The 25,798-nt window shown below is 39.1% G+C and carries 26 protein-coding genes, 1 pseudogene and 1 riboswitch; of the genes and pseudogenes, 16 read left to right on the forward strand and 11 right to left on the reverse strand.

The genetic code is table 11. The features are described from left to right. Window positions 1–4 precede the first annotated feature (4 nt). The 8 genes from RCG21_RS14525 to RCG21_RS14560 all read left to right on the forward strand — a co-directional run bounded on the left by RCG21_RS14525 (window position 5) and on the right by RCG21_RS14560 (window position 9,019). Window positions 5–961 carry a sugar ABC transporter substrate-binding protein gene (locus RCG21_RS14525; RefSeq protein ID WP_308913310.1) on the forward strand — a complete coding sequence of 319 codons (957 nt, stop codon included), beginning with the start codon at window positions 5–7 and terminating at the stop codon, window positions 959–961. 289 nt (window positions 962–1,250) lie between these two features. Further along, window positions 1,251–2,498 carry a multidrug effflux MFS transporter gene (locus tag RCG21_RS14530; RefSeq protein WP_308913311.1) on the forward strand — a complete coding sequence of 416 codons (1,248 nt, stop codon included), beginning with the start codon at window positions 1,251–1,253 and terminating at the stop codon, window positions 2,496–2,498. A gap of 263 nt (window positions 2,499–2,761) precedes the next feature. Next, window positions 2,762–3,532, forward strand: coding sequence for a 6-carboxyhexanoate--CoA ligase (gene bioW, locus RCG21_RS14535; protein ID WP_308913312.1), 771 nt, complete (start codon window positions 2,762–2,764; stop codon window positions 3,530–3,532). Continuing rightward, complete coding sequence (bioA, locus tag RCG21_RS14540) at window positions 3,529–4,887, forward strand: adenosylmethionine--8-amino-7-oxononanoate transaminase (protein ID WP_308913313.1); 1,359 nt, start codon at window positions 3,529–3,531, stop codon at window positions 4,885–4,887. The genes bioW and bioA overlap by 4 nt, the downstream gene beginning before the upstream one ends. Then, window positions 4,877–6,046 carry an 8-amino-7-oxononanoate synthase gene (gene bioF, locus RCG21_RS14545; protein ID WP_308913314.1) on the forward strand — a complete coding sequence of 390 codons (1,170 nt, stop codon included), beginning with the start codon at window positions 4,877–4,879 and terminating at the stop codon, window positions 6,044–6,046. Before bioA ends, bioF begins: the two co-directional genes overlap by 11 nt. Then, window positions 6,046–6,747, forward strand: coding sequence for a dethiobiotin synthase (gene bioD, locus RCG21_RS14550; RefSeq protein ID WP_133333755.1), 702 nt, complete (start codon window positions 6,046–6,048; stop codon window positions 6,745–6,747). The genes bioF and bioD overlap by 1 nt, the downstream gene beginning before the upstream one ends. After that, on the forward strand, window positions 6,744–7,751 hold the full coding sequence (bioB, locus tag RCG21_RS14555; RefSeq protein WP_308913315.1) for a biotin synthase BioB: 1,008 nt from the start codon (window positions 6,744–6,746) through the stop codon (window positions 7,749–7,751). Before bioD ends, bioB begins: the two co-directional genes overlap by 4 nt. A gap of 65 nt (window positions 7,752–7,816) precedes the next feature. Next, entirely contained in the window at window positions 7,817–9,019 is a 1,203-nt protein-coding gene (locus RCG21_RS14560) for a cytochrome P450 (RefSeq protein WP_308913316.1), read from the forward strand. A gap of 317 nt (window positions 9,020–9,336) precedes the next feature. Here RCG21_RS14560 and RCG21_RS14565 read toward each other — a convergent pair whose 3' ends face one another. The 3 genes from RCG21_RS14565 to thiS are packed head-to-tail and all read right to left on the reverse strand — an operon-like array spanning window position 9,337 to window position 11,325. After that, window positions 9,337–10,356 carry a thiazole biosynthesis adenylyltransferase ThiF gene (locus RCG21_RS14565; protein WP_308913317.1) on the reverse strand — a complete coding sequence of 340 codons (1,020 nt, stop codon included), beginning with the start codon at window positions 10,354–10,356 and terminating at the stop codon, window positions 9,337–9,339. After that, the gene (locus RCG21_RS14570; protein WP_133333360.1) at window positions 10,353–11,120 is read right to left on the reverse strand and encodes a thiazole synthase; all 768 of its coding nucleotides are present in this window, start codon (window positions 11,118–11,120) and stop codon (window positions 10,353–10,355) included. The genes RCG21_RS14565 and RCG21_RS14570 overlap by 4 nt, the downstream gene beginning before the upstream one ends. 1 nt (window position 11,121) lies before the next feature. Beyond that, a complete protein-coding gene (thiS, locus tag RCG21_RS14575; RefSeq protein ID WP_133333359.1) occupies window positions 11,122–11,325 on the reverse strand; it encodes a sulfur carrier protein ThiS in 204 nt (67 codons plus the stop codon). A 141-nt stretch (window positions 11,326–11,466) separates the two neighbouring features. On the opposite strand from thiS, the gene RCG21_RS14580 reads away from it, so the two are divergent. Further along, window positions 11,467–12,216: an MBL fold metallo-hydrolase gene (locus RCG21_RS14580; protein ID WP_133333358.1), complete on the forward strand. Its 750-nt coding sequence runs from the start codon at window positions 11,467–11,469 to the stop codon at window positions 12,214–12,216. A gap of 39 nt (window positions 12,217–12,255) precedes the next feature. On the opposite strand, the gene thiO is transcribed toward RCG21_RS14580, so the two are convergent. Together thiO and RCG21_RS14590 are read right to left on the reverse strand one after the other, a co-directional pair. After that, window positions 12,256–13,380 (reverse strand): glycine oxidase ThiO, encoded by a 1,125-nt coding sequence (gene thiO / locus RCG21_RS14585; RefSeq protein ID WP_372512669.1) that lies wholly within the window; start codon window positions 13,378–13,380, stop codon window positions 12,256–12,258. Then, window positions 13,364–14,077, reverse strand: coding sequence for a thiamine phosphate synthase (locus RCG21_RS14590; protein ID WP_308913318.1), 714 nt, complete (start codon window positions 14,075–14,077; stop codon window positions 13,364–13,366). Before RCG21_RS14590 ends, thiO begins: the two co-directional genes overlap by 17 nt. A 16-nt stretch (window positions 14,078–14,093) precedes the next feature. Next, window positions 14,094–14,202: riboswitch (TPP riboswitch) on the reverse strand. A gap of 234 nt (window positions 14,203–14,436) precedes the next feature. On the opposite strand from RCG21_RS14590, the gene RCG21_RS14595 reads away from it, so the two are divergent. The 5 genes from RCG21_RS14595 to RCG21_RS14615 all read left to right on the forward strand — a co-directional run bounded on the left by RCG21_RS14595 (window position 14,437) and on the right by RCG21_RS14615 (window position 17,866). After that, window positions 14,437–14,922 carry a GNAT family N-acetyltransferase gene (locus tag RCG21_RS14595; protein WP_133333357.1) on the forward strand — a complete coding sequence of 162 codons (486 nt, stop codon included), beginning with the start codon at window positions 14,437–14,439 and terminating at the stop codon, window positions 14,920–14,922. Window positions 14,923–14,938: 16 nt separating this feature from the next. Beyond that, the gene (locus RCG21_RS14600; RefSeq protein WP_308913319.1) at window positions 14,939–15,133 is read left to right on the forward strand and encodes a hypothetical protein; all 195 of its coding nucleotides are present in this window, start codon (window positions 14,939–14,941) and stop codon (window positions 15,131–15,133) included. 71 nt (window positions 15,134–15,204) lie between these two features. Continuing rightward, window positions 15,205–16,374 (forward strand): hypothetical protein, encoded by a 1,170-nt coding sequence (locus RCG21_RS14605; RefSeq protein WP_133333356.1) that lies wholly within the window; start codon window positions 15,205–15,207, stop codon window positions 16,372–16,374. 74 nt (window positions 16,375–16,448) lie between these two features. Further along, complete coding sequence (locus tag RCG21_RS14610; protein WP_133333355.1) at window positions 16,449–16,679, forward strand: DUF2187 family protein; 231 nt, start codon at window positions 16,449–16,451, stop codon at window positions 16,677–16,679. A 452-nt stretch (window positions 16,680–17,131) separates the two neighbouring features. After that, window positions 17,132–17,866: a rhamnogalacturonan acetylesterase gene (locus tag RCG21_RS14615; protein ID WP_268884023.1), complete on the forward strand. Its 735-nt coding sequence runs from the start codon at window positions 17,132–17,134 to the stop codon at window positions 17,864–17,866. Between the two features lie 80 nt (window positions 17,867–17,946). Here RCG21_RS14615 and RCG21_RS14620 read toward each other — a convergent pair whose 3' ends face one another. The 5 genes from RCG21_RS14620 to RCG21_RS14640 form a co-directional block, all read right to left on the reverse strand. Continuing rightward, window positions 17,947–19,851, reverse strand: coding sequence for an FtsX-like permease family protein (locus RCG21_RS14620; protein ID WP_133333353.1), 1,905 nt, complete (start codon window positions 19,849–19,851; stop codon window positions 17,947–17,949). Then, window positions 19,826–20,596, reverse strand: coding sequence for an ABC transporter ATP-binding protein (locus RCG21_RS14625; RefSeq protein WP_308913320.1), 771 nt, complete (start codon window positions 20,594–20,596; stop codon window positions 19,826–19,828). The genes RCG21_RS14620 and RCG21_RS14625 overlap by 26 nt, the downstream gene beginning before the upstream one ends. A 176-nt stretch (window positions 20,597–20,772) precedes the next feature. Beyond that, window positions 20,773–21,747 (reverse strand): sensor histidine kinase, encoded by a 975-nt coding sequence (locus RCG21_RS14630; protein WP_308913321.1) that lies wholly within the window; start codon window positions 21,745–21,747, stop codon window positions 20,773–20,775. After that, on the reverse strand, window positions 21,744–22,445 hold the full coding sequence (locus RCG21_RS14635) for a response regulator transcription factor (protein WP_133333350.1): 702 nt from the start codon (window positions 22,443–22,445) through the stop codon (window positions 21,744–21,746). The genes RCG21_RS14630 and RCG21_RS14635 overlap by 4 nt, the downstream gene beginning before the upstream one ends. A 217-nt stretch (window positions 22,446–22,662) precedes the next feature. Next, complete coding sequence (locus tag RCG21_RS14640; protein ID WP_026575434.1) at window positions 22,663–22,854, reverse strand: hypothetical protein; 192 nt, start codon at window positions 22,852–22,854, stop codon at window positions 22,663–22,665. Window positions 22,855–23,156: 302 nt separating this feature from the next. Between RCG21_RS14640 and RCG21_RS14645 the strand changes: the two are divergent. Then, window positions 23,157–23,487: pseudogene (locus tag RCG21_RS14645) on the forward strand (YybH family protein); the annotation flags it as partial. A 236-nt stretch (window positions 23,488–23,723) separates the two neighbouring features. After that, window positions 23,724–24,725: an MBL fold metallo-hydrolase gene (locus RCG21_RS14650; protein WP_133333349.1), complete on the forward strand. Its 1,002-nt coding sequence runs from the start codon at window positions 23,724–23,726 to the stop codon at window positions 24,723–24,725. Between the two features lie 101 nt (window positions 24,726–24,826). Here RCG21_RS14650 and RCG21_RS14655 read toward each other — a convergent pair whose 3' ends face one another. After that, on the reverse strand, window positions 24,827–25,573 hold the full coding sequence (locus RCG21_RS14655; protein WP_026575435.1) for a LysM peptidoglycan-binding and 3D domain-containing protein: 747 nt from the start codon (window positions 25,571–25,573) through the stop codon (window positions 24,827–24,829). Between the last annotated feature and the right edge of the window lie 225 nt (window positions 25,574–25,798).

The raw sequence follows: 25,798 nt of genomic DNA on the forward strand, positions 1-25,798 counted from the left end.
TTTTGTGTTTAAAAAAGGAAAAGTAGTTATTCTGATGATTGTTATAATTTCCGTCATACTAGTTGGACTAATCTATAAATCATATAATAAACCGAAAGTGGTTGTAGTGTTAAAAAATTTAGACACACAATATTTTGAAATTGTGAAATCAGGTGTCGAACAAGGATTTAAAGACTTCGGCATCAACGGGGAAGTCGTTGCACCTCGAAAGGAATCCGTGAGAGAACAAGCCCGGATATTACAGGAAATCTATCAAGAAAGCCCTGATGTTTTAATTGTTTCACCGATAAATTCATCCGTTGTCCCGATATTGGATAAGTTTACAAAAAAAAAGCATATTCCTGTTCTCTTAATGGATCAAAATAATCCATGGCCGAATAAAACGGCGTATGTTGGTTCTGACAACGTTGATTTAGGCAAGAAGGCAGGTTCATTATTGAGCTCTGAGCTGCATCCGGGCAATAAAGTAGCGATTATCGCTGGAAATCTATCAGTCCCAGTTTTTAAAGATAGGATAACGGGGGCTAAAATTGCCTTAAAAAATTCAGGAATGATTGTGGCAGCGGAAAAAGCGGGCGTTCCAGATGATTTAAAGATGGTTAGAAAAGAAGTGAATCAGATTTTGATAGAAAATCCTAATCTTAAAGGATTCATTGCTACACATGATAATCTTGCTTATCGGATTATAAAGGTCCTTAAGGAAGAGGACCGGGTAATGCCGGTTATTGGAGCAGATGGAATTCCTAATATGGTGAAATATATCAAGGATGGAACCATTTCTGCAACAGTCGCTCAAAATCCCTTTGATATGGGCCATTTAGCTGTTGAAACAGCCCTAAAAGTCATAAAGGGAGAGCATGTAAAGAAAATAGTTGATACAGGTGTTGATATCATCATTAAAGAAAATGCGCAGGAAAGATTAGACTTTTATAAAGAAAAGGTTCATTTTGGTACGAAATAGACGAAAGAATCTAATTCCTTCTCAAAAAAGATAAAACGATATTTAAAGAAATCCACCAGCCGTGATTGGTTGGGGGATTTAATTTTTAGCGTGAACGAATAAACCGTCATCTTCAAGCCATTCTGCTAAAAACACATTATATTATAAGTGTTTTTCTTATCAATTTTTTGGAAATTTGCTAACATATGTTAGTAAGATCATTTCTTTTAGGGATTCGAAAAAAAAGAAATGAAATGGTAATGGTATGGCTTTTTATAAACTGAAATGACGGAAGGAATGATTGATCAATATGGCAGATTATTCAATGAATAATCAGGAGGGACTTTCCCGCTCTAAGAGGGTATGGATGGCAATTGTACTTGGTTCGCTGGCTGCATTTGGTCCGTTATCCATTGATATGTATTTACCTGCTTTACCTAATATTGCAAAGGATTTTGAATCAAATCCATCTTTCGTACAGCTTAGCTTAAGCTTTTTCGTAATTGGTCTAGCTTCCGGTCAGCTGTTCTCCGGACCAATCAGTGATGTAAGCGGACGGCGTAAACCCCTTTTAATTGGTTTAATTACCTATTTTATCGCGTCCTTTTTATGTGTATTTAGCCCATCCATTTGGGGATTAATTATCTTGCGGTTGGTCCAAGGCTTGGCGGGTTCGGCGGGAATTGTGATTTCAAGGGCGATTGTCCGTGATTTATACTCCGGCAGTGAATTAACAAAGTTTTTTGCGCTCCTGACGTTGGTCAATGGCCTCGCCCCAATTCTGGCTCCAGTGGTAGGGGGCCAATTGTTAAAATTCGTTCCATGGCAGGGAGTATTTATTGTTTTAAGTGGTATCGGCATTGTGATGTTTTTTGTTGTACTTTTTGGTTTACCGGAAACTCTTCCTCATGAAAAGCGTTCTGCCGGAGGTGTTAAAAATACATATAACACCTTTCTAAGGATAATTTTAGATCGTCGATTTATGGGCTATGCATTAGCACAGGGTTTGGTTTTTGCAGCCATGTTTGCCTATATTTCGGGATCTCCTTTTGTAGTGCAAAATATTTATGGCGCTTCACCGCAAATGTTCAGTCTTATTTTCGCAATTAATGCGGTGGGAATCATGATCAATAGTCAGACGGCCGGGAGATTGGCAGGACGAATTCATGAATCAAAACTGCTGGTATTTGGTTTGGGGACATCATCAATAGGAGGAATTGTTTTACTCCTTTTAATACTGGTACATGCAAAATTGATTTTCATTTTAATTCCATTATTTTTCGTTGTATCGAGTGTCGGCATGGTAAATACCGCAGGATTTTCACTAGCAATGCAATCACAAGGTAATAATGCTGGCAGTGCATCTGCATTGCTAGGGGTCATGTCGCTGGCATTTGGTGGAATTGTCGCACCGCTCGTCGGAATTGGCGGAGGACATTCAGCAATTCCTATGGGAATTGTCATCGTATTTGCCGGTTGCGGAGCAGTACTTTCTTATGTATTGCTTGTAAAAAGGAAGCCGGAAAAAAACAACAAGCACTATATATATAAAGCATAGTTAAAAAAATTTAATACCTGATAAAAAACTGTACAGGATGGTGTCTGTACGGTTTTTTTGTGCCTGACTAGATGAGGTACTGCTTCCAATATAAAATCAATTCCTTTTAGCACTCTTTTTTTCTTGTGGAACATTTTTGTGGAACAAGAAAAATCGGGTGGTGCCAGGCACCCTATTGACAAATTTGATGGATGATTTTAACATTTAATATGTTAACTTAATATTCTACTTGGTTAACATATTGATTTTGGGAGGAAGAGATTTTGAGTGAGGAGGGCTTTTATAGTGTTAGAATGAGAGCTTCTGAGAATGGGGCCCATGAGCAGGGGGGCAAGCATATTTCCGGCGGCGAACTTATTTCTACCTATGGCAATTTGAAAAATGCAGTTAATGTCCTGCTTGAAAAAGCATTAACACATTCAAGAGGCACACCTGATTTTATGCAGATTCAGCTTGAATTAATAGATCAACCAATAACAAAACTAAAGCCATTACCGATTGGAATAAATGAAGTGGAATCAGTAAAAGAAGGGCATTCAATCGCACAAAACCTTTTAGAGATAGCAGGGGTTCCCCGAAACTGTATTGAAAGAGCATTTGAGCAAATTACGGAAAATTCTGGGCTTAGAGGGGCCATTTTGTTTGATATCCGTTCTAGTGAACGAATCGATAATCGAAACGATAAAGGAATTCGGGTTTCGCGAATGGACTGGTCTACCTCGAATTTTGACAAATGGGCAGTTTACCATAAAATCACGCGAAGTCAAAGGGTAAAGGAGGCACTTGTACTTGCAACAAAAGTAAGTCAGCATCCAGCTACAATCGCAGAATTATGCTGGTCCGATGATCCGGAATATATTTCAGGATATGTTGCCAGCAAAAAGCTTGGCTACCATCGAATTACGAGATTAAAAGAGTTTGGTGATGAACGCGGCTGCCGCATCTTTTTTATAGATGGTTTAAGTGATCTTCATGCTTACATAACATACTTAGAAAAACAGCCAATATTCGTTGAATGGGAGGAAGAAAAATGACAAACGACTTAATTGAAAAAAGTAAAAAGTACCTTTGGTTACCGTTCACTCAAATGAAAGATTACGATAAAAATCCAATTATCATTGAAAGCGGCCAAGGCATAAAAGTAAAAGACACAGATGGAAAGGAATATTATGATGGATTTTCTGCTCTTTGGCTAAATGTCCATGGTCATCGAAAAAAAGAATTAGATGAAGCCATTAAAAAACAACTTGATAAAATTGCTCACTCAACTCTTTTAGGAATGACCAATGTCCCGGCAACAGAACTGGCAGAAAAACTAATCGAAATAAGTCCCGAAAAACTGACACGTGTTTTTTATTCCGATAGTGGTGCAGAAGCGATGGAAATTGCACTCAAGATGGCCTTTCAATACTGGATGAATATCGGACGGCCGGAGAAGCAAAAATTTATCGCGATGCATAATGGTTATCATGGAGATACAATTGGCGCGGTAAGTGTTGGTTCAATCGATCTCTACCATCAAGTGTACGGCCCTCTCATTTTTGAAAGCTATAAAGCTCCGATTCCAGTTGTTTATCATTCTGAAAGCGGAGATCCAGCGCAATGCCGGGATAAATGTTTACATATACTTGAACAATTGCTGATTGAAAAACATCAAGAAATTGCTGCACTTTCAATCGAATCAATGGTTCAGGGAGCCGGCGGAATGATTGTGATGCCAGAGGGATTTTTGTCAGGTGTTCGTCGACTCTGCACAAAATATAATGTCCTAATGATTATCGATGAAGTTGCTACCGGATTTGGCCGTACGGGGAAAATGTTTGCTTGTGAGCATGAAGGGGTTCAACCTGATTTAATGGCAGTCGGGAAAGGAATTACAGGGGGCTACCTGCCAATTGCAGCAACCTTGACAACAGAGGAAATTTACCAAGCCTTTTATGATGACTACGATAAATTAAAAACCTTATTCCATGGTCATTCTTATACAGGTAACCAGCTGGGATGTGCAGTTGCACTTGAAAATATCCGTATATTTGAAAAAGAAAACCTTGTAGAAAATGTATCTGAAAAGGCAGAGTATCTCCATAAATTACTTGAGGAGCTGAAATCGCTCCCTTACGTTGGCGACATCCGCCAGCTCGGGTTTATGTGTGGGATTGAGCTTGTTTTTTCAAAGGAAACGAAGGAGCCTTTCCCGAAGGAAAAACGGATTGGCTATCAAGCTACCCTGAAAATGAGAGAGCTCGGTATGCTGACGAGACCTTTAGGCGATACTATCGTCTTTATGCCGCCGCATGTAAGCACAATTGAAGAATTGAAGGAAATGGTAGTGATTATGAAAGAAGCGATTATTGAGGTGACAAATGAGGTGACGAACGTTGGAGTTTGATGAATGGCTAAGTGTACGAATTGATCAAACGAAAGCGGCCGGTTTACATCGGAAACTGCGAACAATGAATACAGCTCCACTGCCAAAAATGTTAATTGATGGTAAGGAGCAGATTGTATTTTCCTCTAATAATTATCTAGGGCTCGCGTATAATTGTCATTTGGTTTATGCTGCCGAAACGATTCTCCACGAATTTGGCGTAGGCAGCAGCGGCTCTAGATTAACAACCGGTCATACCGAATGGCATCGAAGGCTGGAAGAAAAAATTGCTCAATTTAAGCAAACAGAAGCTGCCTTACTTTTTTCAAGCGGCTTTTTAGCGAATGTCGGCGTGTTATCTTCTCTCCCAGAAAATGGAGATGTCATTTTAAGTGATCAATTAAATCATGCCAGTATTATCGATGGCTGCCGACTTTCCAAAGCCTCAACTGTTGTCTATAAACATATCGATATGGATAATCTTGAAGAAAAATTGAAAGAGACATCTAACTTTAAACGGTGTTTTATCGTAACCGATGGTGTTTTCAGTATGGATGGAACGATCGCCCCGCTTAAATATATTATCTCCCTTGCGAAACGGTATCATGCCTACGTAATTGTTGATGATGCCCATGCAACAGGTGTTTTGGGAGAAAAAGGCAGGGGTACAAGTGAATATTTCGGTGTCCATCCCGATGTTGTAATTGGAACTTTAAGTAAGGCCGTTGGAACGGATGGCGGGTTTGTTGCGGGTTCTCAGATACTAATTGACTTTTTGCTCAACCATGCAAGAACTTTCATTTTTCAAACCGCTATGCCGCCGGCCATTTGTGCCGCTTCCTATGCCGCACTCGAAATCATCGGGGAAAGTGATGAAAAGCGGAGGCAGTTGTTTTCGAATGTAAAAAGACTAAAAACGAATTTAGCAGAAATGGGATATGTCGTGAAGGGGCATCTGACCCCGATTATTCCTGTCATCATCGGAGATCCGAAAAAGGCGGTTATTTTTGCTGAAAAGCTTCAGGAAAAAGGAATATTTGCTCCTGCAATCCGTCCGCCTACGGTACCGGTTGGGGAAAGTAGGATTCGCCTTACTGTCACATCCGACCATTCTTCGAATGAAATTGATTACTTACTTAAATGCTTTTATTGCATTGGAAAGGAGCTGAATATGATTTGATCAGCGGTATTTTTATTACAGGAACAGATACGGATGTTGGGAAAACAATTATATCAAGCGGAATCGCAGCAGTACTTAAAGAGCAGCAAATAGATATTGGGGTATTTAAGCCATTGCTTAGCGGCATTACGCGTGAGGATCCAAGAAGCGATACAAGTCTTTTAAAACAATTGTCCAAAACGTCATTATCTTACGAAGAAATTACGCCTTTTGTATTTAAGGAACCACTTGCACCATACGTTGCAGCCAAGCTCGAAGGTAAAAGCGTAAGGATGGAAGAGGTTTTAAGTCACTGGGAAAAGATTAAAGAAAAACACGAATTTTTTATTGTCGAAGGGGCTGGCGGGATTTCGGTCCCATTGGGAGAACAGTTTTTAGTAAGTGACTTAATAAAGGAGTTAGAACTGCCGATTGTAATTGTTGCCCGGCCTAATCTTGGGACCGTCAACCATATTTTTCTAACGGTTCAATATGCAAAAAGTCTGGGACTTACGATCACCGGGATTGTTTTGAATGGAATTAGTGAACAACCTAGTCTTGCTGAAAAAACAAATCCTAAATTAATTGAAGAGTTATGCGGTGTACCTATTTTAGGAATTACTCCTAAACTGAGAGATTTAACATTAGAAAACATGAAAAATATGGTAAAAGAACACATTGATGTGACATTACTTTTACAGGAAAAGGAGTTAATAATATGAATAAATGGATGGAGCTTGCGGATCAGGTATTAAAGGGTAAGGAAGTAACGAATGAGGAGGCTCTTTCAATTTTAGAATGTCCGGATGAGGATGTTTTGTTGCTCATGCATGCAGCATTTCAAATTAGGAAACGTTATTTCGGGAAAAAAGTAAAGCTAAATATGATCATGAATACTAAATCAGGTTTATGCCCTGAAAATTGTGGTTATTGTTCACAATCTTCCATTTCAACCGCGCCGATTAATACATATAGAATGGTAGATAAGGATACAATCATTGAAGGCGCAAAGCGTGCCTATGATTTAAACGTGGGAACATACTGTATTGTGGCAAGTGGCCGGGGACCATCCAATAAAGAGATTGATCATGTAGTCGAAGCGGTTAAGGAAATTAAAGATTCATACGGTTTAAAAGTCTGTGCCTGCCTTGGTCTTTTGAAGCCTGAACAAGCTAATCGTCTGAAGGAAGCCGGGGTAGACCGTTACAACCATAATATCAATACATCTGCAAACAATCATGCCAACATTACTACTTCTCATACCTATGATGACCGTGTCAATACCGTTGAGATGGTAAAAGAATCCGGGATGTCGCCGTGTTCAGGGGTTATAGTTGGCATGCGGGAAACGAAGCAGGATGTCGCCGATATGGCCAATAGCTTAAAGGCTCTTGATGCGGATTCAATTCCAGTTAATTTCTTACATGCGATTGATGGTACTCCACTGCAAGGTGTAAAGGAATTAACGCCGCTTTATTGTTTAAAAGTGCTCGCACTTTTCCGTTTTATCAATCCAACGAAGGAGATTCGAATCTCAGGAGGACGTGAAGTCAACCTTCGTTCTTTACAGCCGTTAGGGTTCTATGCAGCCAACTCAATTTTTATTGGCGATTATTTAACGACAGCAGGGCAAGAGGAGAATGAGGATTATAAAATGTTACAGGATTTAGGATTTGAGATTGAATCAGTGGAAGAAATGAAGGCAAGCTTGGCGGCAGAAAAATAGAAAGGATAAAAGTCTTACAGAAATTCATTCTGTAAGACTTTTATCCATATAGGAAGGGGACCGAAATGAAAACGATTCTTAAACAAACGATACCAGCTAGCCCACTTGATTTTTTTCATAATCCGTATCCACTTTATGATAGGTTTCGATCTATTCATCCAATCCATTGGGGAAATCTATTGAAGCAGCCGGGATGGTATGTAACAGGATATGAAGAAGCAAAAATGATTCTGAAAGATACCCGCTTTATAAATCGCATCCCGCTGCCCTTGGCATCAAAAAAATATGACGAATTAAAAAATATCCAAAACGATATGATGCTATTTAAAAATCAACCAGATCATAAACGGTTACGTTTCCTGGTAAGTAATGTATTCACACCAAAAACGGTTGATCAACTTCGTCCTTATATCAAACAAACGGTCAACGAATTACTAGTGTCGTTTCAAAATAAAAAAACCATGGATATTGTATCCGATTTTGCGTTTCCATTAGCAAGTCAGATTATCGCGAAAATTTTGGGAGTACCGCGAGAAGATCGATATCGATTTAGGGAATGGGCATCAAGCTCAATTCAAACCATCGATTTTACACGATCGAGAAAGGTGTTAGACAATGGGAATGCAGAGATGTTAATCATTAGGAATTATTTTAAAGAGCTGATTATGAAACGGAAAGTAAGACCTGAACAGGACCTAATCAGCTTGTTAATAAAAGAGGAGCAGCAAGGTGACAGGCTAACGGACGATGAATTATTGGCAGCCTGCATTTTACTTGTGATTGCCGGTCATGAGACTACCGTTAATTTGATCAGCAATTCCATGCTCGTTTTATTGAAACATCCCCAACAAATGATGGAGTTAAAGGAAAACCCCTTGCTAATGGAAAGGGCGGTTGAGGAATTTTTGCGCTATGAAAGTCCAACACAGATGACCGCTCGGGTTGCGTCAGAGGATATCGAGATCAAGAAGAAAAAGATTAATAAAGGCGACCAGGTTTATATTCTTTTGGGTGCTGCCAATCGAGATCCAAAGCAATTCCATGAACCATATTTACTGGATATCAAAAGGGAGCCGAATCAGCATCTTGCCTTTGGGTATGGTTCACATTTTTGTTTAGGTGCTCCTTTGGCACGGTTAGAGGCACAAATTGCACTTCAATCGCTCTCAGCTTGGAAGGATAACCTTCAATTATCTGATCCTGAAGTGCAATGGAGAAAACTGATTGGGTTTCGATCGTTAAAGGAACTGAATATTACATTCGATTAAGTTGATGGCAGCAGAAGGTCATAATCTACGTAAATTGATAGAAAACATCTTTCCAACGCCAGTGCAAGGATAAAATCTAAAAAAAATAAATGAAAAATGTCCCTCCAGCCGTGGAGGGACAAAATTCAAAGCGAAAAGTAAAATAATGCCTCTCCAGTGTTGCCGGTAGGACAAAGCCATGAAAAATCATGAAAATGTCTTATCGGACCTCCTGGAGGAAAAAAATCCATTACCAAAAGAGGAAACTGTTTTTCAAAAGCCGCCGAAGAAACGTAATTCAAATAAAAACATGTAAACTGTCCCACACGAAGTCCTAATTACCCCAAGTACCGATGATAAAGCACTTTTGCTTCCATAAGATCCTTCGTTCCGTGCACAATCACTCTACCATCTTTAAATATAACCATTCTAAAAGAATCTACGCTATAAGACAATAGATAAGGATTCCGCTGCACCATGCCTCCTTGGTTCACCAATACCTTCTCCAAAGCCTCCAAATCACGCACAACAGGAGAGGAAGGGCGAATCTGTACCGAATCCCTTCCACAAAGTACCGCTGTCTTCGTTTGATTTTCAAATGACAAAAACGGGTAAGAGCGCCCAACACCGCAGGAAGGACAATCAGCGTTCTTCAATGGATCTACAGAAATAGCACTATATTGGTTTTTCCAAACATCAAACGAAACGAGTTTATTGCGCAATGAATCCAGATCACCGACCAATATTTTTAAAGCTTCACTGATTTGATAAGAAACCACCATGTTCACAGCTGGACTAATAATGCCAGCTGTATCACAGGTCATTCCTCCTAAAGGAACCGTTTCTAGTAAACAAGAAAGGCAAGGTGTCCGTTCCGGAACAATCGCATAAGAAATGCCGTAACTTCCCACGCAGGCACCATAAATCCAAGGAACCCCATACTTCTGCGAGACGTCATTCAAAATCATTCGTGTTTCAAAATTATCGGTGGCATCGATGATCAGATCTACCTTAGAACCCCAGTCTTCCAGCTCGGAAACAGAGGCATCGGCAATAATCGCCTCGATTGTAACGGATGAATTTATCGCAATTAAGCGGTTTTTAGCCGCAATCGCTTTTGGCGTTCGGTTCTTCGCATCTTCTTCCGTATATAACTGCTGCCGCTGCAAATTCGACCACTCGACGTAATCGCGGTCAACAATCGTTAATTTCCCGATTCCAGCACGAACAAGAGCCTCGGCGCTCCCTGAACCTAGCGCTCCGGCGCCAATAATCAGCACTTGTTTATCTGCAATCCGTTGCTGCCCATTTTTTCCAATTGGTGCAAAAAGCTCCTGGCGTGAGTACCGATCGTTCACCCAATACTCATTCCTTCCTTAGGACTGCTGGCCGTCGCATATCGCTTTTTCTCAATGCGTCCGGCTTCATAGCCTAAGCGCCCAGCTTCAATCGCTAGATTCATAGCTTTTGCCATTTTCACAGGATCCTTTGCTGCAGATACAGCGGTATTTAATAACACACCATCCGCCCCAAGTTCCATTGCCAAAGCCGCATCAGCAGGAGAGCCAATTCCGGCATCGACAATGACCGGAACCACTGCCTGTTCGATAATAAAGCTAAGGTTAACCGGGTTGATGATTCCTTGGCCGGAACCGATGGGTGATGCTCCTGGCATGATGGCATGGCATCCTAGCTCTTGCAGTTTTCTTGCTAACACAACATCATCGGAAGTATAAGGGAGAACGATAAATCCTTCCTTCACCAATTCCTCGGTCGCCCGTAATGTTTCAACAGGGTCAGGAAGCAAGGTTTGATCGCAGCCAATCACCTCGACTTTAATCATGTCGCACAAGCCGGATGCTTTCGCTAGTTTCGCAATGCGGACCGCCTCTTCGGCCGTTTTTGCCCCCGCTGTATTGGGGAGGAGTGTAAATTTAGAAGGATCAAGCTGTTCTAAAAAATTCGGCTGGCCAGCTTCAAATATATTCATTCTTCTCACAGCAAAGGTAAGAATTTCTGCTTTAGAAACTTCAACTGCTTCCTTCTGGATTTCAAAGCTTGGATATTTTCCCGTTCCAAGTAATAAACGAGATTGAAAAGATAATGGACCAATTTTTAACATATCAACCGCCTCCTACAAAATGAACAATTTCGATTTTATCTTTATCTGATATTCTAGTACTCTGGTGTTCCGTTTTGGTTAAAATCTTGCCATTGAGTTCCACGACCACCACTTTATTGTGAACCTCAAAGTGATTAAGAACATCCGAAACAAACACAATATCATCGGGGAGTATAACTCTTTCGCCATTTAACAAAAGCTTCATGTAAAGCCTCCTTTGTTTTGATAAATACCTTGACGGAAAAATTTTTATATGGTATGATTAAATGTTTGCGTATTGATAAAACTTTTTTAAAGATGTAATATTGGATTCGCAGTGATGATTAATTTTCTCTGGAGGGATCCAATGTTTAAGAAAAATGGTATTCACATGTTAGAAATCTCTATCAATTCTACTGGTGAGGTAAATGTCATCCACCCGGCCATCATTTGGGATGAAGATGACCTAATCTTGATTGACACAGGTTATCCCGGCAACTTGAATGATTTGCGTGTTGGGATTGAAAAAGCAGGCGTTTTATTTGAACGACTGACGAAAATCCTCATCACTCATCAAGATATCGACCATATCGGCAGTTTACCAAACATCCTGGAAGAATCCCCGGAAAAAATAGATGTTTATGCGAGTGAGTTAGAAAAGCCGTTTATTCAAGGTGAAAAAATGATTCTAAGGATTACCCCTGAATCCATTACGAAAGCCTTGGAATCGCTTCCGCCTGAAGTTCCAGAAGACTTTCGCCGCGCTTTTAAATCTCGATTAGAAAATCCACCAAAGGCAAAAGTAGACCATGTAATTGAAGGTGGTCAGGAATTACCTTACTGTGGTGGAGTGATTGCGATCGACACGGCTGGACATACTCCGGGTCATTTGAGTTTTTACCATCAAGCAAGCAAAACCTTAATTGCCGGGGATGCATTAATTGTTCAAGAAGGACAATTATATCCGGCTGATCCGAAATACGCCTTAGATAATGAAATGGCAATAAAATCACTTGATAATCTTTTAAGCTATGACATTGAAAAAGTCATTTGTTATCATGGCGGATTATTTGCTGGCAATTTTCGTGAAAGATTGCTAGAAATTTTAAAAGGGTAATGTATCTATGAGGTCGGAACGCAATATTCCGTTCCGACCTCAAATTACCGTTTCGGTGTGCCTCTCCAACTGAAACGCGGAAAGAAGAGAATCCTGATTACCAACTAATAAGTCAGCGACAAGTTTTCCTGTAATCGGACTTAACAGGATTCCATTCCGAAAATGCCCGGTCGCGACAAATAAACCCTTCCATTCCGGATGCTCGCCTATATAAGGAAGTCCATCACCTGTTTGTGGCCGGATTCCACACCAAACCCGCTCCCATGCTGCATCCTTAATTTTAGGAATAAGATGGGTTGCTCTTTCAATTAATGTTGCAATTCCTTGTGGAGTGACCTTGTCATCAAAAGTATCTTCTATCATTGTTGCGCCAATATAAATCTCCCCATTTCGTTTTGGGACGAGATAACAGCGTTTATCGGAAAAAATCGTCCGATTAATGAATGGTACATCCGTTTTGATAGAAAAACATTCACCTTTAACAGGGAACACAGGAAGGTCCAAGCCGGATTCCTGCATGAATCTGCCAGCCCAGGCACCGGTTGCCACGATCACTTGTTCACTATGGACGAGGCCATTTGAAGTTTTAACCCCTTTGACCTGCCCGTTTTCAAAAAGAAAAGAGAGGACCTCCGTATTTTCATGAATTTCTGCTCCATAGTGGATGGCGGCTTTTGCAAAGCCCTGAGTTAATTTTTCCGGCTGTACATGTCCGTCATTTGGGAGATACATCCCACCGGCAACACTCGGTGAAATAGCTGGTTCCATTTCGCTTATTTCCCATGAGTCGAGCCATTGGATTTTGGAATCCCAATTTTGTTGGAAAATAACCTGTTTTTTCAACTCGGTTGCAATTTCATCTGTTTCGGCGACTTTTAACATTCCTTTTTGGACGAACTCAATATCGACCCCTGTAAGATCGAATAACTCGTTTGAAAGCTCAGGAAACATGGACTGACTTTTTATTGCCAGCTGGAAGAGGGGACCTTCTTGTTCGATTTCCGCTTGGGCTGCGAGCATTCCCGCGGCGGCACTCGAAGCCTGGCAAGCCAATCCTTCTTTTTCTAAAATAATGACTTTTTTACCCAACTTGGAAAGCTGATAGGCGATGGAAGCACCGTTAATTCCGCCGCCGATAATGGCAACATCATATGAATGACACAATTGATTCATCTCCATTTTTTAGTTCATTTGCGTAAGACTTTACCGCTGCTACTGGATCCTTTGCATCTAACACTCCCGATATAACCGCAATACCGGTTGCACCTGCCTGAAGAACTTGATAAGTATTTTCAGGTGTGATCCCGCCAATTGCAATAACCGAGATGTTTAATTGAGATACCTTTTTTAATTCCTCAAGACCTTTAGGGCATCTTCCAGGTTTTGAATGAGAAGGGAAGACGTGGCCGAACAACACGTAATCAGCACGATCTATCGCCTTTAGTCCATCCTCATAAGAGTGGATGGAGCTTCCTACCCGAAGTCGTGGGAAATTTTTTTTAACAATGTCTGCCTCTAAACTGTGATAAGCTAATTGAACGCCTGAGGCATTTGTAACAATGGCAACATCGACACGATCATTAAGAATAATTTTTGTTAAAGGGATGTTTTTCTTTGTTAAAAATTCCACAGCATCAAAAAGTTCTCTGGCTGTTTTTATTTTTTCTCGCAGGTGAATCGCTGTTATGTATGGATGGATATCTGTGGCAATTTCAGCAAATTGCTCAATTGGCATTTGACCATTTGAAATAAGATGGAATTCCTTTGAAATATTAGTCACCCCTTTAGAAGATTCCGTTAAAATGAAAAAAACCACTTCCAATTTGTAAGGAAGTGGTTTTTGAAAATTTGAAATAAACAATCTTTTGGTTACTCAAATATCCTATTTTCCACTTCCCTACGCTGGTATTAACCAGATCAGGTTCATAGAGTCCCGAAGTAGCACTTCAATCTCAGCCCTTTAAAAAGGCACCTCTAGCGGAATAGCTTTAATTATTCATTTGTAATGTTTTCCTGCAGTTATTATATTAACACGCTGGTCGGATATGTCAAATCATTTTGTCAACTTTTAAAAATGTTTTCTTTTACTAGATTTTAATATTTATCATTTCTAATGTCCTAATTTTGTATAAATACTTTTCAATTTTTCGACATTCTTAAGAAAATATTATCTTCCATGTGTTAAACTTAAATAGATTGATGATGGAGGGAAGATTAGGCATGTTGAATATTCGAAACGTAAAAGAGCAGGACTTATCAGATATTGTAATCATTGAACAGCTTTGTTTTCCTCAAGAAGAGGCGGCGACAAAGGAAGCATTTGAAATGAGGATTGAAGTTATCCCTGATAGTTTTTTTGTTGCGGAAGAAAATGGGGTAATCATCGGTTTTGTAAATGGACCGGTTATTAAAACTCCCTTCATTACGGATGACTTATTTAAGGATCTAAAGGAAAACCCAGAAACGGGGGGACATCAAAGTATCCTTGGGATAGCGGTAACCCCACATTTTCAAACACGTGGTGTGGCAGCGTCACTCCTTTCTCATATTGAAAAAGCCGCAAAGGAAAAAAATCGCGAAACCATTACCCTTACCTGTAAAGAAGAACTAATCGGCTTCTATCAAAATCATGGATACCGAAACCTAGGAATCTCGGACTCCCAGCATGCCGGAGTTACGTGGTATAACATGGTTAAAAAATTATAATCCCGTGGAACATTATGTGAAACAAGAAAATTCGGGTGGTGTCTGGCACCACCCGAATTTTCTTTATTTGTTTAAGGAAAAGGCTCTGTTAAAGGACAATGTTGATTTTAAACCAACGTTGATTGGAGCGGAAGGCACGAAGACTCCCCGAACCGCTTGTACCTGGAGCGGAAATCAACAACCAGGTTTAACAGAGCCAAGAAATAAATAACTTTTAGAGGGTTTGCTTTCCGTTTGTCGAACTATTTAGATAATAATTAATCGACAATTGAGGTGGGGAAGTTGAACGATATCCAATATGCATTTTTCAATGAGTATGGTGATTATGGTTTTGATTTTGACAACAGTGACGTCTCAACCCACTTTATGATTACGGCTATTCTAGTAAAAGATACCGATAAAGAAGGGTTAGAAGGAGAAATTGAAAGGATATGGCAAAAATATATTCAAAATGGAGAAAAACATTTTAGTTATATTAAAGATCAACCAGAACGTATGTTGCAAATTTTGAATGAAATGAAGGATTTACCTTTTAAAATATATGCATATGTAATCGACAAGCAGAAAATAAGAGAAAACAGTGGCGTTACCTATAAAAATACTTTTATAAAATATTTAACACGCAAGGTCCTCGAAGATTTATCAAATACATATGAAAAGCTTGATATTATATCGGACGATCAGGAACCGAAAGAGTTTATGAATGCGTTTATCAACTATGTAAAACAAGAATGTATACCTGATCTCTTTAATTATTCAAGCTTCGGATTCAATAACACGAAATCAGATATTCTTATCAAATTGGCGGAATATACTGCACGAACACTGGCAATAGGGTATGAGAAAAATCTTTCAAAATATTATCAATCATTTTATAAAATCATCAAATCTCAAATTGTCCGAATCAATTTATGGCCCCATGACTATCGGAATTTTCTCTATGACTACAAGGTAGATTCTGCTGACATTAAGAATGACGAGGTAATCATCAAACAGGCAGTCAATTTAGCTTATCAATACATTGATAAGTATCGCAAAAGTGACGATGAGGATGAAAAACTTCGCATTGATTTTTTAAAGTTTTTACTTTTTAATCTGAAAGAAAATCCAGATGAATATGTTTACACACAGGAAATATTAAATAATCTCAATGCTATACGCAATATCGAGTTGAACCCGCATAATTTTCGCTCCAACATCGTCTCGAAGCTGCGTGATCACGGGTTATTAATTGCGAGCAGTAATAAAGGCTACAAATTGCCTGTATGTTTGGCTGATTTATATGACTTTGTGAACCTCTCAAGTCTAACCATTTTCCCGATGATTCAAAGAATTGCCAAATGCAGAGATCAAATTCTAAAGGCTACTAACAAAGAAATTGACATCCTCGAGCAAAAAGAATATGAATATTTGAAACGGGTCATTGAAATGGAAATTTTGAAGGTAAAGTAATTTTTTATAAAGACTAAATGTTGTGCCCATATCTTGGTAATACTAAAAACGAAATCAAAGTGGAGGTACAAAAAATGGCAGAAGAAAAATCAACAAATGAGAACGGGAAGGAAAAAGCCAGTGTTGCAAATGTACAGTTAGATGAATTGGTCGAGATCAAAACCGGAGAATACAAAGGGAAAAAGGCAAAAGTTATACAAGTTCGCGATAACTCAGTTATTGTGGAACTAGGAATGAAGACCAAGGCAGGAGAGCCAGTGTTAACCGTGGTGAATCATAAAAATTACAAAAAGCTTAATAAATAATTTCTCCTTCAACGTGATAAGCTCCATCATAGTTTGTTTTTGCCAATTGTCATGAAGACGGATACATGTTTTTTAAAAGGTATCAAGCCTCCGAATGGTGGAAGATACCTTTTTTATTTAACGGATGTTGAAATTGCTTGTTGCAATCCAATCCAACGCTAATGTTTGGAAACTAATCTAAGGTGGTAATTTTATTAAATGAAAACATAAAGCTGAAAAGGGAAAAATAGAACCTAGGAAAAAAGGTGTATTAGTACTTAGGTTCGAATTATAATACTAATGGCATATATTACTTTAGTTCGGCAATTTCCCAGATAGTTCGATGAGTTATGGAAAGCTTATAATAATAAGGAATACATATTTCGCGGGGAAGGGAGGGAAAAACGCTGAAACATTATCGAGAAAAGAAATTTACCATAGTTGCTATGCTGTTTGTTGCTGGTGTTTTGACTTTGTTTATCACCTCCAATGTGTTCGGGAAATTATCAAAGGATGCATCTCAGCAGGATAGAATTACTTTGTATCTCGCTGGGGACTCTACCGTTTCCAATTACCCCGACAATATGGCACCGCGGACCGGTTGGGGACAGGTGTTACCGGAATTTTTTAATAATAGGGTTCGAATAAAGAACTGTGCGGTACCTGGCAGAAGTTCAAAAAGTTTTATCATGGAAGGCAGATTGGCAGGAATCTTAAAACAAATTCATAAGGGGGATTACCTTTTCATTCAATTCGGCCACAATGATGAAAAATTCAAGGATCCGACACGTTATACGAAACCTTCTACTACATATAAAAGCTATTTAAAGCAATATATTGCAGGTGCTCGTCAAAATGGTGCGATCCCAGTGCTTGTCACTCCGATGGAAAGAAGACGTTTTTCCTCAGAAGGCGATGCTTTGAATACGCACGGAAGGTATCCATCGGCAATGAGAGAGCTTGGACACGAGGAGCATGTTGCGGTTATTGATTTAACGGCGAAAAGTAAGAAGCTTTTTCAACAGCTAGGGCCAGAAAAAACTAAAGAACTTTTTATGTGGATAGACCCAGGAACAAACCCTAATTTTCCGAGAGGTGTACAGGATAATACTCATTTTCAGGATAAAGGTGCAAAGGAGATTGCAAAACTCGTCGTGGATGGGATAAAAGAGCACCATGGATTGGGACTGCGTGCATATCTAAAATAAAAGAAGCGGATCTACAAAACAATTGATTTAATCCCTAAAAAAATAAAACAGCTCTCCAATCATGAGAGCTGTTTATTTTTTTAAATCAACGTTTTCCTCAAATTCTGTAAATATCGATATCGGATGAAGAAGAAATAAATAAGTTGAGCAACTAGGAAGCTTGCAAGGACGATGATAATTTCTGTAACAATGGATAACTGGTAAAAGCTTTGTAACGCCATAAAGGCAAAAGCACTGTGTACAAAAGCTACCACAATTGGAACAAAGAAAAGTAAAGCTAGCTGCTGAGTGACAATCTTATTTAATTCTTGATCCGTCAATCCTACTTTCTTGATTGTTAAATATTGGCGGCGGTCGTAATCTAAATCAGCATATAGTCTAAAGTATAGGAAACTACCTGCAGCGATAAAGAATACGGCACCTGTTAATAAGGCGACAAACAACATCATCTTATACATATTCATTTGGTTTTCATAAATGGTTCCACTTACGGTCATTGAGTATGAATTTTTATCTGAAGAAAACGACATTCCATTTTTCGTTAAGTTCTTACCCATGCCCGCAGTTTTTCCCAAATCCTTAGTATAATAGCCTGTAAATATTTCTGTGTTTACAGGTCTTAGCTTTTTAAAAAGTTCATCACTAACAATAATCCCTTGAGACATAATTAATTGCATAGGAAGGACGATAACTTTGGTTATTTTTTCATGTTGAAGTTTCAAATGATTCTGTTCCAACGTATAGGTGATCGGCTCCGCCTCACTTAAAATCGCTGTTCGCATTTCAAGGATTTCTTTGCCGATCAACTGCTTTTCGTTAGCATCAAACCCAGCTGCTTTTGTTATTTTTATATAATCCGTGAAAGATACAACAGCAATTTTTTTTGGTGAATATCGATCCGTTGATGATGATATTGCAACGTATTTTATCGGAACTTTGTTCGTTGTATACTTTATATTTCGAGCCTTCAATTCAGTTTCGATTTGCTGCAGGTGTTTCTGATGGACAGGTTGATCGTCCTTAGCTAAATAACTGATTTCAGCGGGAAATTGTGCTTTTATTTGCTTATTCATTACATTAAACGATGCAAGTGTACCGACTGCACAAAAGGCGACGGTTGAAACAATCGTGACCATGAAAAACATGCGCGCATTATCTTTTAAGCGGTAAGCTAAACTTGAAATCGTAATTAAATTGGTTTTTCGCCAAAAAAATAAGCGTTGTTTTTGAAGTCGTTTCATCAAGAAAACGGATAGCTGTGTATAAAAAAAGTATGTTCCGATAATCGTCATGCCGATAACAGGCAGCATTCTAAAAAGTAATGATTGCATCGTAGCTGTAGCAGCTAAAAAATAACTTGCAATCAACAAAATGGCTGAAAGAAGGGATAAGAAAACTGATGCTTTTGGCTCTTTTTTCGGTTTTTCCCCCGCTTGAAATAAATCGATTAATTTATTTACCCTGACAAGGATAGTGGTAAACAAGGAAATACTAAAAAATAGGATTAAAAACGCCACAAGTGTTAAAAGCAATGCTCTTTTCGACAAGTAAAATGGAAGTGGGGCGATCCCAATCATTTTTGAGCCAATCATTAAAAACAGTTTCCCCGTGACCATCCCTAATGCAATTCCAACGGCAATCGCACCAATACCAATAAGCATGTTTTCGAGAAACACCATTCGATTTAATTGACTCCTTGTCATTCCGTGCATCATCAAGATCCCGAATTCACGTTTCCGTGATTTTAAAAAGGTACTAACAGAATAAAGCACAAAGAAGAATGAAAACACATACATAATGACTTCAGCTGAGGACATTAATTGTACAGCCGTCGCTGAGGTCACACCCTTTTTTATATCCGGATGAAAAATAAAAAGGGCGTAAATAAAGAAAATTAACACCGAAAGGGCACTGCTTAAAAAATAGGCGGAGTAGGTCCGTTTATTCCGGACAACATTTCTAAAGACGAACTGTGGAAAGGTCACGACTGTCTCCTCCTAACAATGCAAGCATATCGATGATCTTTTGGAAAAAAGTCTGACGGTTATCGCCACGGTAAATCTCATTATAGAGCTGTCCGTCCTTAATAAAGATGACACGGTGGCAATAGCTGGCCGCGACAGCATCATGCGTTACCATTAAAGCGGTTGCGCCATCCTCTTTGTTAATCGTCGTCAATGTTTCCATTACATCCTTAGAAGCTTTAGAATCTAAATTACCTGTTGGTTCATCTGCTAAAATGAGAGATGGACTGTGAATGATTGCTCGCGCAATCGCAGTCCGTTGCATTTGCCCGCCAGAGATTTCATAGGTTCGTTTCTTCAGAATTTGATCAATCCCAAGCTTCCTTGCTACCTTTTGAAGCTTTTGCTCCATTTGACGTACGCTTACACCATCAAGGGTGAGCGGTAGAACAATATTTTCTTCCACGGTTAGTGTGTCGAGCAAATTAAAGTGCTGAAACACAAAGCCGAGTTCATGGCGTCTGAATAGAGCCGTATCCTTCCGGTTTAGAATATGGGGATTCTTTCCACTAATCAAAACCTCCCCGGAAGTGGGCCGGTCAATCGTGGCAATCAAGTTGAGGAGGGTGGTTTTCCCACTCCCGGACGGTCCCATAATCCCAACAAATTCACCTTGCTCAATCGAAAAATTAATATTCGTTAACGCCTTATGCGCAACTTTCCCTTCATAAATCTTCTCTAAATGCCGTACATCCAAAATCGACATTCTCTCAACTCCCTAATCAATTTATACCCATATTCTAACGACAACCCCGTCCCCACTGCCATTTCATTAACTTACACCTACCTTACAAAATTGTAAGGTTGTGCAAAGTTGAACAAAGTGACAGGCACCGTTCGTGGACAAATCGTCTTTTTTGTACGTGTAGGGTGGACAGTCTATTATCCAAATAGGATTCGGATGGTGGTTCCCTTGTTGACAGTTGATTCGATTTCGATGTAATGGCCGAGTTTTTCACATATTTGCTTGACGAGATAGAGCCCCATTCCGGTAGATTCTTGGAAGTTGCGGCCATTTTCTCCAGTGAAGTAGGGATTAAACACCCTTGGGAGGTCGCTCTCCGGGATCCCAACGCCTTCATCTCGTACCTCAAGGACGGTTTTGATTCCGCGTCTATAACTATGGAAGTAGATTTTTCGATTTTCATGAACGGTGTAGCGAATCGCATTGGTAATGAGTTGTGTCAACACAAAAGAGAGCCACTTTTCATCAGAAGCTATTTGATATTCCTCACCGAATTGATACGATGGGAAAATCCGCTTTCGAATAAACAACCGTTTTTGACTTGAAACAACTGACCGCACAACTGTTTCTAAACTTAATTTCTCTACAAAAAAATCACGTTCAAATGTATCAAGCCTTGCTGTATAAAGAACCATATCCAATCCTTTTCTCAAGCGATCAAGTTCATCACCAATCGCATCAAAACGAGGGTCATCCTCATCCTGAATCATTAAATGAATGACCGACAATGGAGTTTTCATTTGATGCACCCATTGATTGATAAACTGGATATGCCCATCCAGTTTGTGCTTATAGTTATATAGTTCGTTTTGGTAATGTTGAAATTGGCTTAAAAGAAGCTGCTGTAAGCTTTCTTCTAATGGTGCATGACGGTTCTCACTTCTAAAATCCCCCATTGAATCAAGCGGCTTTTCTAGGCGTTGATAAAACGAGCGGTTTGTTATATACCGGAATATAAGATACCCGGCAAAAAGAAAGCCGCTCAGCAAAGCAGCATATAAACTAATCATTAAATGGTGAAAACCGTCAAGCCAGTAAATAGCAGTAATCACCACTAATTGGCCGATATAGATAAAAATAAGAGGAACCTGCTCACGGATGAAAAGCTTCATTCCTTTTCACCCCAGTTCGGTACAAGCCGATAGCCCTGTCCGCGAACAGTTTGCAGTGCCTGCTCCACTCCTATTTGGGATAATTTTTTCCTTACCCGTGTAATGTAAACATTCAGGGTATTATCATCCACAAAGGCCTGGTCATCCCAAATTTTTTCTAACAAGCGATCACGGCTTACAACGCGCTCCGATTTTTTAATCAACTCATCTAATATTTTTGCCTCAGTATGACTTAGTTCAATGGTATTTTCTTGTAAAGAAAGGCTCAGCCGTTCAACATCAAGGCTTAATCCTTTCACAGTGTTCGTTCGTCCAGACTGGGTGTTCGCATAAGAACCGTAGACGCGGCGAAGCTGGCTATTGATCTTCGCAAGAACAATATCATAATCAAATGGTTTTGTTATGTAATCATCTGCACCGTTTTCGAGAGCCATTACCTGGTCCATTTTTCCTTCACGTGCCGAGATAAACAGAATCGGGCAGGTTGAGATACTACGAATTTGCCGGCACCAATAATAGCCATCAAATTTCGGTAAATTGACATCCAGCAAGACGAGGTGGGGCGCATATTGTTCAAACTGATTCCGGACAGTTTCAAAATCCTGCACTGACTTTGTATCAAAGCTAAATTTATGTAAATGCTCCTCAAGTAACCGGACAATCTGCTGGTCGTCTTCAATGATAAAAATTTTAAACATACTGTGTTCCCCTTCCTAATACTTCCATGATTGTAACAAAATAACGGGGCTCATTGAAAATAAGAAGCATTAGTATATTCGATAATACAGACCGTAGAGAAAGATCAGGAAGAGGAATTTAGCTTGTTAGGGACAGAATGGATGGTATAAATATGAAAAGCTTCTCCAAAAAACTCCAATAAAAAAGAAGGTGAAATTCACCTTCTACATGACAAGATTATGTGCGTTGAATTTGTGAGGTGGCAAAGGTTTTAATCAGTTTTTGTAAATTCCGATGGCCTTCTCTCAATCTAATTGTTTCATCAATAATCAGTTGAAATCCTTCCAATTCTTTGTCAGATGCATTTAGTAGGGATTTCGGTAAACCTTCTGCTAGTTGTTGTAGGGTGTAATCTTTTGTCACGGACATCGACCATCCTTTCAACTTATTCAATAGACACCATTTTGTCTTTTTCTAATATTTTGGGATAGGGGCTCGTTTTTCCTGCCACCATCATAAAAAACTTATCTACATAAATCAGCAGATTTCTTTTAGAACAGCGATGATTTTGCACCTGCCGACAGCCAACAACTAAGATACTTAGTTTTTTGTAGAAAAATATTAGGAGTGCATGCTTGCTATAAATAAGTAAGCACAGTACATATATAAATATCGATCTCTGGGGAGGGAATAGAATGGAACATGAAATAAAAGAATTAATCAACAAATGAGATTTTGATACATCGATAAAATACTATATGGATGATGCTATTCTGGTTGTAAAACCTGGCATGATTGCACGAGGTAAAGAAGAAATCAAAAAAGCATTTATTGCCATATCAAAATACTTCAATAACAGCCTAGTACCAACTCAAGGTGAGATGATCATTTTAGAGGCAGGGGACTCTGCGTTAGTTATTTCCCAAACCCTGCTTGATGCCGATCAAAAAAATCGGAGTTTTCAATGGATAGAAGAGCAACCTATGTATTTAAGAAAAATACAAAGGGCTTTGGCTTTGTGCAATCGACAATTCCTATGGAACAGATCTAATTAAAAAGTAGAAAAGGATAAAGAAATAGATCCCTATTTAAAACCCGCAATTGCGGCTTTTTTTATTTGTGATAAAACTTCCAAAATGTAAATACCGTCAAAATATTCAGAATATAATCTTGACAGTGAAAATTTCCTCTTTTAAAATTGATTTATAGAATAAACCTAGTTTTATATATGAAACGCGGAAACTCTAAAGTACATCATGAACTTTCTTAAAATAAATACATAAGAATTGGGGGAAGAAATGTTGAAAAAGAAAAGGATCATCGGTTTACTCAGTATCTCTTTATCATTCCTTTTAGGTGTGGGCTTATTTTTATCACCACTACATTCAGCGGCTGATCAATCACAAAACAAAAAGGAAGAAGCTTCACAAGCGCAGATGACAAGTGATTTTAAGGTAACTCTTCTTGGAACTGGTTCTCCGCTATTAAGCATTGAGCGTTTCGGCCCATCCACATTAGTCGAGGTTGGAGAAGAAAAATTGTTATTTGATGCTGGTCGAGGGGCAGCCTTAAGGCTAAGTCAAGTGAATGTCATGCCAGGAAAAATTAACAAACTGTTTATTACCCATTTGCATTCTGATCATACAAATGGAATCCCTGATGTTTGGCTGACAGGATCATTGCCAACAGCCGGAAAGAGGGAAGTGCCTTTTGAGGTATGGGGTCCTAAAGGTACTAGGGATATGATGGATCACATGGGAGAAGCTTATGCCGCCGATATTCAAGGACGAAAAGAGACGCAGAACGAGAATCTCAAAGGACTAGATGCAATTGGTCATGATATTGACCAAGGAGTAGTTTATGAGAACAATGGTGTTCAGGTCATTGCTTTCTTGGTTGACCATGGTTCGATGAAACCAAGCTTCGGGTATAGAGTGAATTATAATGGGCATTCTGTTGTGATCTCAGGAGATACTCGATATAATAAAAACCTCATTCGCCATGCGAAGGGGACGGATTTACTAATACATGAAGTGGCTGCAGCTCGGCCAGAAGATGAAACACCGGCAATCCAAAAAATCCTTGATATCCATACCACACCTGAACAAGCTGGAAAAGTATTTAATAAGGTAAAGCCAAAACTAGCAGTTTATTCACATATAGTATTACTTGGTGGCTTAACAGATGCGGAAGCAAATTTGGCAATCAGAACGAATAAGACGTATAAAGGAAAAGTGGTCGTGGGAGAGGATCTCATGTCTTTTGAAATTGGTGATAAAATTAGAGTAATAGAGCCATAATTTATTTTAGAGAAATAGTATTTTATCTTATAAAACTTAACTTAATAGATATGTAAAAAAGCAAAGGGCTTCCCCAAAAAATGGAGAAGCCCTTTACATTGCTAGTTTAATATAGTTACTTTTAATTGTTTTACACCAAAATCAATAGCATCTGCTTCGGAAGGAATAAAGACATCAATCCGATTTCCTTTAATGGCACTTCCCGTATCGGCAGCTGTCGCTTCACCGAACCCCTCAACATAAACCTTACTACCCAAAGGGATAACATTTGGATCCACTGCGATGACTTTTGCATTCGGGTTTGCTTTAATGTTAACTCCAGTTTTTGTGATTCCAGAACATCCTTCACATGAAGCCGTATAAGCCGTGGCCTTCACGGTAATTTGCTTAGCAGCCTGTTTCTTAGGATGTGATGTTGCTTTATCTTTTGAATCCACTTGATCTTGTTTCGTCACTTCAGATGCTTCTTGCTTTTTTGATTTGGTTTCAGAAACATCCTCAAAGATGATTAAATCTAATCCAGGGTGGATAAGGTCCGAAATTAAATGGTTCCATTCTTTAATTTGTGAAACACTTACATGATGCCTTTTGGCAATATCCAATAAGGTTTCATCTTGTTTTACGATATAATGTTTTTCAGGTGCGATCTCTAATCTTTCACCTGGAAAAATAAGATCTGAAGTTAGATGATTCAACATTCGGATGTTTTCTACTTTTGTATGATTTACACTTGCTAGATTTGAAAGTGTATCTCCTTCTTGTACAGTAATCGTTGCAGCATGTACATTAGCACTCACAGTACCTGAGAGTACAACAGCTGCCATAAATGTTTTAATTTTGTTTAGCATTTTTTTACCCTCCGTGTTCTTTGTCCGCTAAGTTTTCATAAGCTTAACATGAATTTTGCTGATAAAAAGAACAGGAGGATGTTAAAACCATTACAAGCATGGCAAGTATATTGCGATAGTATTTCGAAATTGGCGGAATAATCTGAAATATAGTGTTTTTAAGGAATATTATCTAGAAAAAGCCCAATAGGATGTGCTTTAAATGCAACTTGTCATTATTACAGT

Source organism: Bacillus salipaludis (genome assembly GCF_030938565.1).
GTDB classification, from domain to species: Bacteria; Bacillota; Bacilli; order Bacillales; family Cytobacillaceae; genus Neobacillus; species Neobacillus salipaludis_A.